This window comes from Paenibacillus tundrae (assembly GCF_036884255.1).
GTDB lineage: Bacteria > Bacillota > Bacilli > Paenibacillales > Paenibacillaceae > Paenibacillus.
Map to the genome: position 1 here is coordinate 5,137,220 of NZ_CP145605.1, position 12,312 is coordinate 5,149,531.

The following is a 12,312-nucleotide window of genomic DNA, read 5'->3' on the forward strand; positions in this document are numbered from 1 at the left end:
TACTCCCATTACACGATACCCTCCTTCATATCACAGGGAGCATGTAGAACGTTTAGCGTTGACCTGCCGTAAGTGAAGTAGGCAAACCAACTTGGCTCAGTTGCTGGTTCATCCTGTGAGCCTCAATCCCCGCAAGCAGCACGATACCAATGCCATGTGTATCATTCAGATTCCAGCCCAGATCATCTCGATAATATAAAGCTGTGAAGGAGTAACCTGATCCACGACATACGCCATACACATTCCCCTGATAATCAATAGAGATACGCGTAATCCCTTCCCAGCCTTTGCGCACAGCCTGCAAATATGGTTCAAAGTCTTCTAGCCAACCCTCTCGGATACCACGAGCATAGGCATAGATAAACATCGAAGTACAGGATGTCTCTTCATACGAATCAGGTCGATTCAATACCTGGTGCCAGAGACCATTCTCCCCCTGCAATGCCAGGAAACCTTGACACAAATCACGATAAAACTGAAGCAACTCCGGTCGCTTCTCATGATCATTCGGCAGAATTGTCAGCAACTCGGTTAGAGAGAAGAGCACCCAGCCGTTGCCTCGCCCCCACGGAATACCTGTTGCCCGTCCACGCACAAAGTCATACACATGAGACATGATCTGTTGCTGTGGAATATATAAATATTTGCGGAACAGCAAGAATTGTTTAATAGCATCGTCCCAATACGACGTTTCTCCCGTGAGCTGACCATAACGCATCAGAAACGGTGTACTCATATAGAGATCATCACACCACATCGTTTCATGACGCATCTCTCCGCTGCCCCGAGCCCGATAGAACGCACCATCCTCCAGCCGTTCCTGTTCATCCGTAATATAACGAGCAATCCGGTGTGCTGTATCGAGTCCGCCGCGGATCTCACCACTAGCCATGGTCGCCAGTAACGTAGAACCGAATGATCCACAATCATCAAGACTGTCGATGGCGGACAGCTGATTGTTGATACCGGCTGCACCATAATGGTATCGATCCCATAATCCATAACGGTCAAAAGAGGTGCTCAGTTCAATATGCGCTCGTACATACTGCACGTAATCGTCTCGCTTCAGCTCTTGACCTGTCTGAAGCAAACCAAGCAGGGTTACTCCCAGTGGATAATTCCATTTGCCATAATGCGTATTCTCCAAATAAGGACGAACGCTGGTCTCGGGCAGATCTACATGCCAGTAAACTCCGGTACCGCCGTTATCAAACACCCTATCGGTTACAACGATCTCTCCCGCAGTTGGTGCAGATTCGGGGGTAAAGGTGCCCGTATACAACCAAATATCCGCGCATCCTGCAACAGGATGTGGAGACGTTAGCCTCCACCCCCTAGAGGATGCAGGTTCAGAGATTGAACCACCTATTTCGAAGCCCCAGCTGTCTTCGCCCACCAAGCATTCGCCTTTGGCAACTAAATGAACAGCCCCATACTTACGTGGAAGTTCAACCTTGAATTCACCACTTGTCTTTCCGGAATATACTTCCTGATCGTTTACAAATAAGGTGAGCCCACCTGTGTGTTTACCTTGTAAGATTACTGGGGCAGTCCCCGGCACCATAACATCTAGTTTTGTCCATGCATATGCAACTGCTGGCTCTGCTGTACCAAATATGCGGCCAAAGTTTCCAGCATGTAGCTCTTGTTCCGTCCATTCCCTTCGTGGAAACCATGTCAGTCCTGTCTCCGCTTCGGTCATACCATCATGTGGAAGTGATGTAAGCGGCTCATCCACAGGTTCCGAATACAGCCATCCTTCCTGACCCTGACGGTCAATGCCAGGTGTCAGAAAATGAAGAGGGAAATTTTTGAACGATGCGGTTCCATATATGCCGCCGAAGCCGACTTCAGTTTTCACAAAACATAACAGCACATCATTCCATCCATATTTTACCTGGATCGGAAACTGAGTTTTACGTTCTGGATACAGCTCTTGGAGCAGTTCAGATTTGAAAATCTCTTCTCCATTCACGTAGACGGTCACTGGACTATAACAGTTCAGACCTGTATTTAATGTGGTGTCCTGCTGACTCCATAACTTGCCCCACACATATACATATTGTCCTGCACGTGCATCGCTCCATTTCCGATCCAGGTTCAGATCGTAACGGTAGTCTGCAAGCCTACGGAAACCACCCCGGTGGTAAGCTCTGAATAAAAAGGAATGCTTGGGATGATCCCCCATATAACGCTGAGCCACTGTCGTCAATACGTCGGGTATTGAATCATGAACCTTGCCTGCAATCGCCTCGTTCTCATGAAAATAACGAATGATTGTCAGCTCCTTTCCCCAAGCGGGATCCGCTCTTGTAACCGTAGCGTCTCTCCGCCTTTCACTTCCACCACTTGCTGATCTGCCGTTAGCCATACTGAAATTGAAGACGGATTATGGATTATCGAACGATCTGCTGAGCATTCCAGTCGCTTCACTGCTTTCCAGTAGGCAATAATCTCTATATTGGTCGCATACCAAATATCGTCTCTGCCACCGATCTGCTCTCCGAACCGTTCGATGATCTCCCAATTATCGTTATCATTGAATTCGTAGCTGTGACCCCATACGTAGAAGAGTAGTGGTGTACCTGTCTTTGTATGCTGGATAAATCGTTCAGTAAGTGAGTCCAAATCATGATTATGGTGGCATGTCGGATGCCATTCAAGTGGCCGTTCAGGCAGTGTGAATTGCCCATGGGATTCAACGGTTCGTGCATAATCTAGGCCTAGCCACTCTAATTTGGTGCTAAGTGAACGATCATAGCCACCGTTGGGATAGGCCATTCCTCTTACCGGATAATCAACAAGCCGCTCCAGTGCTTTTCGATCTTCCATAATTTCTTCGGTGAGCAGTTCATCCGGCACATACGGCAACGTGGGGTGAGTGACAGTATGTACAGCCACCTCATGACCTGCATATAGCTCTGCAACCTCACCTTCATCAATTCTTCCCGCTTTACCGAGTACGCCGGAATTGAGATTAAATGTTCCACGCAACCCATACCGATTGAAAATATCCACTAGTCTGCGATCATGCACTACACCATCATCGTAACTAAACGTCAACGCTTTCATTACTCCACCTGGATACCGGTCAAACTGGATACGATGTCCCATCTTTGTTCCTGTCTCCCTCCGAATTAGTATTACAACTGGATCTAGAAGATCTATATAGGGTTCAACTAAAGAAGGTTTACAGTTGAACCTACATAGAGGACATTTCACTTATCCTGCTTAAAATTTCACCAAATCATCGATACGTACAGGCTGCCCTGTGCGGATCGCCTTATTGGCTGCAATACCCGTAAGAATAGAGCGTGCTCCGTCCACATGGTCAGCAGCACGGTTGAATTTGTCTGGTACCGGATCACCAAAGATATCGTTCAGCAACACCGGATCACCACCACCATGACCGCCTTCTCCCTCTTCTACTTCTACCTCGTAAGGTGCATCAAACATTGGGAATACGGTGATACTGCGACCTTTGAGCGCTCCTTCATTGGCACGGTCACCACCCGCATTGACATACGATTGCTCTACAATATTCATCTCGATACGTCCTTTGCTGCCGTTAAAAGCGATGCGATACCCTTCCCAAGGCATGTAAGCATTAAGGGAATATGTCAGAACCGCTTTGTTCTTATAGCGAACAAGTACACCGAGTGTATCTTCAATGCTAATTCCATCGCCAAAAACATTCTGATCGCGCTGATAACCATCCTCATGCTCTGCATCCAGATACATCGCCTTCAGTTGCTCACTCTGATCCAAATGCAGTGCGAACGGATCGTTCTCTGCCTGCGGGTTGCCTGTCGCTCTCGCATAGCTATGCTGCTCTCCGCGGCGCTCAGCATTCTCTTTGCCATAGAACAACAGATCTCCGTATGCAAATACGCTTTCCGGCTGTGAGCCGATCCAGAAATTGACCAAGTCGAAATGGTGTGTTGATTTGTGGACTAGCAAGCCACCGCTGTTACGCTTATCCCGATGCCATCTGCGGAAATAATCTGCGCCATGACGTGTATTCAGCAGCCACTCGAAATGCACGGAATGGATATCGCCAATGACTCCGTCCATAATCAATTCGCGCGCTTTCGTATGATGTGGTGCATAACGATAGTTGAACGTTACACGCACATCTCGTCCTGTACGTTGCACCGCATCCAAAATCTCCTGACATTTCTGCTCATCCACCGTCATCGGCTTCTCTGTGATTACATCACAGCCAAGCTCCATAGCTCTAATAATATATTGATGGTGTGTGCGATCCACTGTGGTCACAATCACCGTATCCGGCTTATGCTCTGCGATCATTTCTTCAAAACGATCCGCGGTATAGGTAGGTAGCTCGTGGTATCCGCAATCCTGCGTCAAAACTTTGTTGGCATAATCCATCCGAGTCTGGTTCGTATCACACAAGGCGAGAAGCTCTGAACGATCCTTATATTCCTTCGCTAACGCGGTATAGAAAAATCCTGCTCTGCCACCTGTTCCTACGAGTACATATGTTTTTTTGCTCATTGTGTATCTCTCCTCATTAAGTTGGATTAGGTATAAATGCGACTATATTTAATCCGTATTCGCGCCTTATGCTGATCAACAGAATAATGCAGCGATAACGGTTATTCCTGAATTTCCTTTACGGCAAAATAGCGGTAATTCCCTTGGCCTGTACTAGGTTCAGACTTGGTATTCATAGCAAACAGTCCCATCTTAGCCCCGACCCATAATGCAGTGGTTGCAACAAATGTTGTCCCTATCGGTGTATAACTCATGCCATCCTCACTCCAGCTAAACTGTACATGGCCAGGTTCGACAAGGGTAAACCGCAAATGAATAGACCAACCAGTATCCGGCGAGCCTTCTTCCTTCCAGTCCAGCCCTTCTTCCTCCCATTCGTCTGCATGCAGATCACTATCCTTTTGCTTCTCCCCACGATTCAGAGATAAACGAATGATCCCTTCCTCAGTCTGTGTGAGACAAAGATAGGCATAAGCATCACCAAACAAAACGAGTCCTGCTTGATCGCCAGCCTGCTTCGGATGAAAGGTCAATTGAGTCGTAGCTTCAAAGGCTGACGCCGGTAACTTTTGCATCAATAGCTGTGGAACACCAAATAGAGATTGCACACCCTCAGGATATGGAAGCGCGTGCAAAACAAGTCCTTTTTCTGGATTCAGATCAGCCCATTCAGGTTGTGCGTTAGCCTGCCATTGCCACTGAAGTCCTAGACGATCCGCTGTAAAATCATCGGAGACTTCGGGCACAACTACGGGGTGCGTGCTTCCTACGTCGGGCTTCTTATGCACGATTACAGGTTCACCGGTTCCATGGCCTTCCTGATCCAAGCCAATGATAGGCCAGCCCTGTTCATCCCATTGCATGGGCTGTAGATGAACAATCCGTCCATACGCATCACGATCTTGAAAATGAATGAACCAAGACTCCCCTGAATCCAGCTCTACATATCCACCTTGATGCGGACCATTAATAGACGAAGAGCCCTGATGCATGACAATTCGATCTTCATACGGGCCAAACACCTGCTTCGACCGTAACACGGTCTGCCATCCCGGTTTCACCCCACCCGCTGGAGCGAAGATATAATAATCTCCATCACGCTTGTAAAACTTGGGACCTTCTATCGTAGGATGATGCTCTGTACCGTCAAATACGATCGTTCCTTTATCCAAAAGCCGGCTTCCATCCGGTGCCATACGGCATACCTGAAGTTTGCTTTTGATCCCACAGCGGCTGTTGGCAAATGCATGCACCAGGTAAGCCTGCCCGTCATCGTCCCATAATGGGCAAGGGTCAATCCACCCCTTAACCTCATGCACCATATGAAGAGGTGACCAGGTTCCCTCAGGATGTGTTGCCGTTGTCATGAAAATGCCTTCGTCTGGTGTACTGAAAAAGATCCAATACTTGTTGTCATGGTAGCGGATGCTTGGTGCCCACACACCTTTACCATGTAGAGGAACGTCATACCCCGGAAGATCCAAGCGTTCAATGGCATAATTCACGAGCTTCCAATTCACCAAATCTTTTGAATGCAAAATCGGTAATCCTGGTGTATGCGAGAAGCTAGAAGCAGTCATGTAAAAGTCATCGCCTACACGAATGACATCCGGATCCGAATAGTCTGCGTGCAGAATCGGATTACGATAGGTTCCGTCCCCCTGATCTGCGACCCAGATCGGTTCAAACCTTTCTAGACTGGATTGAGATGTAGCCATTAGATTACTCCCTTCCTTTTGGCTCCAAAGTAGTGATTACTCCATTTATTTAATTCATCCTGATGCAAGTTTAAAGCGCTATCATGAAAGCAAGTTTGGACAATCTATCCATCAGCCTGTCTCCAACCTGCTTCCCGAAGCTGATGACTAGAGGAATCAAAATACGTGCCTTCAAGCAAACCTACTAATGTATTGGTCACACGTACTTCAATCTCATTATCTCCAGCGCGAAGCCATGAAGATTGGCCTCTCCAGCGATAAGGAGACCAGCAGCGCACACCGAGGCTATATCCATTGACCAGAACTTCGGTAACATCCTGAACTCGCCAATCGCTGAATTCCAGTTCGAAGAACGGAATATCTGGACTCCGTTGATCTAAACAAAGGCTTCGCTTGTAGATCATCTCTCCAGCAAAATGTGGATATAACGCCTGAGGCTCCGGTTGAATCTGCACGGCCGTGTCTGGTTCCCTAACTAAGGAAGCCATACCCTCATGATGAAACTCCACTCCAAATCGTCCTTGTAAGTACAAAGGGTCAACGATTCCGTCTTCATCCTTCGTAATCTGAACGGTAACCTTCAGTTCGTTAAGACCGCTGTGCAACCATGGTGTAATGTCATAACCGATATTGTCAAAATCCGTAATCTGGGCCGACTTGAACGCATCAGGGCGGATAGCATGATCATTAATCATCAACGTCCAGTCACCCGAAATTGCCGCTCGATCCATGAATAATAAACAATCCGCTAGAGCTGTTCTTAGTTCAAACGAAGTTGCGTAGTGACACTCCAATGGATAAGCAATAGTTGGCTTCTTCGGTGTGCCGAATACTTGATTAAACTGGAGCGGAAGTGAGCTATGCACTGAACATTCTGCGGCCTGATCAATGAATGGCTTGACCTCAGAGTGGCCATTCTCAAAAATTACACCGTTGTAATTTTTAGCTGTGAGGTGGAAATGTCCCATACGCAGCACGTTAGGCTGCACCGTTTCAAATCGCCAAGGTCCCTCCGAAGGGATGGTTATTGAATGAACTTCATCAATGCTTGCAACCACAGTACTTACACTGAGAGCGGATTCCTTCTTCTCCGTATTCTCTGTGAACTGTTCTTCTGCTGAACCGTGCTCATCATCCCATGTTAGTCTTATAGCATGTGCCTCATAAGGTGCGAGCTGTAGCGAAATATACCCTTCGTCTGCACGATGATGAATGGGGAGTGGACACCGTTGTCCTTGCTCCAAATCTAGTCGCTCTACCCGCAAGCCTCTACTTGGTGAGCGTTCAGCAACCGCCCATAATGCATCAACTGTGACCTTCAATTCACCTTCTAAGCACTGATCTTCCTGATTAGTTAAAAAGACCATGTATTCGCCTTTAGACAATTGTCTGGTCTGCATAAGCAGTGATGAACTTTCCTTCTCCATCACCCAACGTACGGGTTCAGGCAGAATTTCATCCAGAAGCAAGGACATCGACTCGAGTACAGCCCGATTTATTGAATCACTACCTGCCGTAGGGAGGAAATAAGCCTTTCCTTCTCCGCGCCGCCATAGAGACTTACCTTCGTCCTGTTCGTCTTGCCCATTATCCCAATACTGTATCTCTGGATGTTCGCCAGCTCCGAAAAATCTCGCTGCTTCATCCCCTGCAGGGCTTCCTTGCTGAATGGGTATATATGGAGGCAACCCAACAGAGATAACGATCCCACCCTGTAATACCCAATGCTTCACTTGTTTCCACGCCGCTGCTTCCAAATTCAGCATGGGTGGAAGAATCAATACCTCATAACGAGCTGTGCCTATCTCAATCCTGCCATCCACCAATTGGGCTTCCGCCAGAAGTTCAGGATCAAGATGATCATAATCCCGTCTGCTCTGTAATAAGTGCGTAGTGATCCTCATCCAGTCATTGGTGAGCCTTTCCAGTCTTGCCTTTTCTGCTTCGTCTTCTCCGCTGTATTCAAAACCATGCAACGGATTCCCCATTAAACTCCAGAGTGTAGTCGTTGGATCGAGCACGGCGATACGGATATCGGCTGCCCCTGTGCTCATCAGGTAACCTAATCTTCCGGTATAGTCACCGAGTTCCCGAAAGTGTTCCCAGTACGGGTTTTGCAGAAACTGCGAAGGGGGAGCATCATGCTTCGCCAGCCCACCAATTGTGTAGAAAAAAGCATGAAAGTTGAAAAAGTTTGTGCCCATGGCCGCCATTCGGTCAATCATCCATTTGGCATCCTGCAAGGTCATTGACCAGCCTACACTGTGGAAACATTCAATCAGATTTCGTTCCCGTCCCAGTTGTCTAGCTAGTGAGCTGACCATTTTGGGATTATCGCGCATTCTTTTTCCGTAGCGTTCAAGAATCCAAGACAACGAACGTCCGATCTTCTCATGGGCGGAGTCGCCACCTGGCATGTGGCTGTATAACTGTGTTGTCATACGCACACCAGGAACCTCTGCCGCATATTGAATTCCAGCCTGTTCGCACCAGTCGTGAACTTGCTTATGATAAGAAGTACGGAGCAAGAGGTGCAGGGATTGATAATAGTCATATCGGATTCGCTCAAAATCCGGAACATCCCCATACAACAGCGCAGGTAGAGACTCAATGAGGCTATAACCACAACGTTCACCGAAATAACGAGGCAATTGTGGTGACCATGGAATCTTCCCAAGAGGTGCAATTTCATCCGAAAACACACCTTTGATTACGCTTTCAAATCGTTCTCCAAAAGCTGACTTGTAGCGATCATGCGTGAGTTCGATGAAACGACTCATGGCTTCCTGATGGCAAGGGTCAACAAAATTCCCGTAATATTTAAAATCATCGATCTCTTCTTCTTGAAATACAATAACTTCCCATTCTCCAGCCGGAGCCTTCCACAACAAGCGAAAAGCTGTATGGTATGTAAAAAATCGCTTGCGGTTATACGAAGTGAGACCCGTCTCCTGGTACACCTGATCTGTCTGTACATTACCAATGAATCCTCGTAGATTAATGGATTCATGCCATGAGCGTTCACCTTGTGCATCCTTAGGAACAGCTATGGCATGTAACACACGTCCCCAGGGTAGCTCATGATCGAGCAATGTGTCACCTTGTACATTCAGATGATGATGGATAAGCTGACGCTGCTTCGCTTCCGGGAATTCAAGTGTTACCTCGCCCCCAGCCATACCACTCGGATATGGAAATTCGTCATACAACCAGACCTGCATGCCAAGTTCCTCCGCAGCTTGGGTAGCTACTTTGACCTTATCAAACCATGCTTCAGATAAATAAGGAATCTGTAGTCCCTGACGCGGACATATAAAGAATCCACCCACGCCCTGCTTATGCATTTCTGCGATCTGATGCTTAATCTGGCTTTCTTCCATATCCCCATTCCAAAACCAAAAGGGATGAACCCGGTACTGCGCCTCGGGATTTTCAAAAGCATCCCCGTTCCACATGTCGCCTTCCTCCCAAATACATAAGAGTGGTTGTTCATCTTCCATTATCGTTCATTTTAGTTCAAATGGGTTTGTTTCGCTTTGATTATACAACAAAATCGAATGGTGGGAAGCCATAATTCACAAAAAAATTGTTAAAATGGTTGAATATTGAATAACCCGGCCGCCTGCACAACGACACTAACGGCAACCGGGCTTTACTATAAAGACTATTTGAGCGCAGCGTATAGCTCATTTACTTCTTTGACATAGTCGTCACCGCCGCTCTTTCTCCACAGAGCAACCGCATCCTGGAAGCCTTGCTCATCAATCTGTCCTACAATGAACTTAATACGAGCATCATTGATGATGTTATCAAGCTGTGGCCCCTTCTGCGCGTATACATCCGAGATCAGTGGTTCACCTGGGTTCGCGATGACAATCTCTTCATTGGCCTTCTGAACCTCAGCAACCTTTTGTCGAACAGGAGTTTGTTCTATACGTAACGTTTTGTCCTCAGGGATAAACATCAGAATCTGATTCAATCCCTGTACATCCCGCAGTGCCAGTTTATCTGTTGTAGGTATGATGTAGTCGCCTTTTTTCTCATACTGCTGACCTTCTAACCCGTTGCCGAGTAATGCCTGAAGCTCTGGTTCATTCAATTGATCCAAGAAGGTCAGTACCTTCTTCAGATCTTCCTCCGTTTTCACACCGCTCTTGGAAATAACGATCATCCCAGAGTAACCAGACGTTGGCATATCACGCAGACCTTTTGGCCCCTCCATCGCTTGCAGTACATCCACACGTCCTGTAGCTGTTGGATCTTTCTCCAAGATCTTCTGATCCATACGTTGTGCATTATCTGCCACATCCACCATGACGCCAGCCTGCCCATTTACAAATGGATCTGGAAGTTTCGTTGCATCCATTACTGCAAAGTCCTTGTTCACCAGACCTTCACTGTAAATTTTGCGGAAGAATTGCAATGCCTCCATATACTCCGGTGTATCATGTGCTGGAACTAAAGCTCCACTGCTATCCTCGCCCCATTTGTTCGGTGCGCCAAACCATACCTGCATGTTATCCCATGGACCTGTGAATTTACTTGCCACCAGCCCGTAGGTGTCCTGTTTGCCATTTCCGTCTGGATCATCATTCGTGAACGCTTTCAATACATTGTAGAATTCATCAATCGTTTTCGGTTCTTGAAGCCCCAGATTCTCCAGCCAGTCCTTGCGAATCGTTACCCCGTTGCGTCCCAGAGCGCGAGCCCGGTATATGCCGTACGTTTTGCCATCAATCGAAGCATTGTTCGTAATGATCTCATTCATTTGGCTGAGGTTTGGATAATCCTTCAAGTAAGGGCCAAGCTCCCAGAATGCTCCTGTTCGAGCTGCGTTGATAAAACTCGGCGACTTACCTAGTACCACCATAATATCCGGCAACTTGCCTGAAGCTAAGGTGATATTGAATTTGTCTTCATACGAACTGCTGGGCACCCATTGAAGGTTAACATCGACCTTGGTCAGCTCCTCTAGCTTCTGTACAACCGGACTATTCTCCGGTGGATTCTCTGCTTCAAAATTAGGGAGCATGATCGTCAACTGATCTGTGCCGCCTGCCGCTTCCCCCGTATTCGATTGTTGTTCTCCACTACATGCAGCGAGCACCGTACTTAATAACATAGATGCACAAAGTACAATAGCCATTTTCTTCAATCCTGTTTTTGGTTGTCCCATACATTCTCCCCCTTAGCCTTTAATTGAACCGAGCATGACACCTTTGGCAAAATGCTTTTGCAAGAACGGGTACACCAGCAAGATCGGGATCGTACCCACAACGATGACCGCCATTTTTACAGATTGTTCCGGTGGTTTAACAAAGTTGGGATCCATGTTCGCCATATCTCCAACACTGGCCTGCGACAGCAGTACAATTTGTCGTAACATGACTTGCAGCGGCCATTTGGTACTGTCGGAAATGTAGAGCAATGCGGAGAAAAAGTTGTTCCAATGTCCTACGGCGTAGAATAACGCAAATGTAGCAATAACCGGTTTGGACAATGGCAAAACAATACGCCACAGCACCCCAAGATCAGAACAGCCGTCGATGCGAGCCGCTTCCTCTAGCCCAGGCGGCATCTGTTGAAAAAAGTTTTTGACAACAATAAGGTTAAAAGCGCTGATCGCGCCAGGAAGCATCAAAGACCAGTAGGAATCAAGCAATCCAAGACCACGAATGACGAGATACGTTGGGATCATGCCTCCCCCAAACAACATGGAGAAAATGACCATATTCATTAGCATATTCCGTCCCCAGAAGTCGCTGCGAGACAGCGGGTACGCCATCGTCAATGTGAAGAATAAGTTAACGAACGTACCTACAACGGTAATGAAGATGGATACACCAATACTTCGAAACATCGTGGAGGATGAAAAAATATACTCATATGCGCTAAGAGAGAACACCTTAGGGATAAGGAAAAAACTGCGTTCGGTAATTTCAGCTTCGGTCGCGAATGAATTCCCTATAATATACAAGAAAGGAAGAACGGTTAGTAACCCCAGAACGCCGAGCATGATGTAGTTGAGCACATCGAATACTCTGCCAGCAGGGCTGTTGTACAGACGACTGTTCAT

General features: G+C 47.2%; 7 protein-coding genes. All 7 read right to left on the minus strand.

What is annotated here, in order from left to right:
• Positions 1–52: 52 nt before the first annotated feature.
• Positions 53–2,371 (minus strand): glycoside hydrolase family 88/105 protein, encoded by a 2,319-nt coding sequence (locus V6W81_RS23090; protein WP_338540493.1) that lies wholly within the window; start codon positions 2,369–2,371, stop codon positions 53–55.
• Positions 2,281–3,114, minus strand: a complete 834-nt coding sequence (locus V6W81_RS23095) for a polysaccharide deacetylase family protein (protein WP_338540494.1) — start codon at positions 3,112–3,114, stop codon at positions 2,281–2,283. Before V6W81_RS23095 ends, V6W81_RS23090 begins: the two co-directional genes overlap by 91 nt.
• A 117-nt stretch (positions 3,115–3,231) precedes the next feature.
• A complete protein-coding gene (locus V6W81_RS23100; RefSeq protein ID WP_310141919.1) occupies positions 3,232–4,518 on the minus strand; it encodes a Gfo/Idh/MocA family protein in 1,287 nt (428 codons plus the stop codon).
• 101 nt (positions 4,519–4,619) lie between these two features.
• Positions 4,620–6,236 carry a glycoside hydrolase family 43 protein gene (locus tag V6W81_RS23105; protein WP_338540495.1) on the minus strand — a complete coding sequence of 539 codons (1,617 nt, stop codon included), beginning with the start codon at positions 6,234–6,236 and terminating at the stop codon, positions 4,620–4,622.
• A 104-nt stretch (positions 6,237–6,340) separates the two neighbouring features.
• Positions 6,341–9,691, minus strand: a complete 3,351-nt coding sequence (locus V6W81_RS23110; RefSeq protein WP_338540496.1) for a glycosyl hydrolase — start codon at positions 9,689–9,691, stop codon at positions 6,341–6,343.
• A 209-nt stretch (positions 9,692–9,900) separates the two neighbouring features.
• Complete coding sequence (locus tag V6W81_RS23115) at positions 9,901–11,412, minus strand: extracellular solute-binding protein (protein WP_338540497.1); 1,512 nt, start codon at positions 11,410–11,412, stop codon at positions 9,901–9,903.
• A gap of 12 nt (positions 11,413–11,424) precedes the next feature.
• Positions 11,425–12,312 carry a carbohydrate ABC transporter permease gene (locus V6W81_RS23120; protein WP_056702765.1) on the minus strand — a complete coding sequence of 296 codons (888 nt, stop codon included), beginning with the start codon at positions 12,310–12,312 and terminating at the stop codon, positions 11,425–11,427.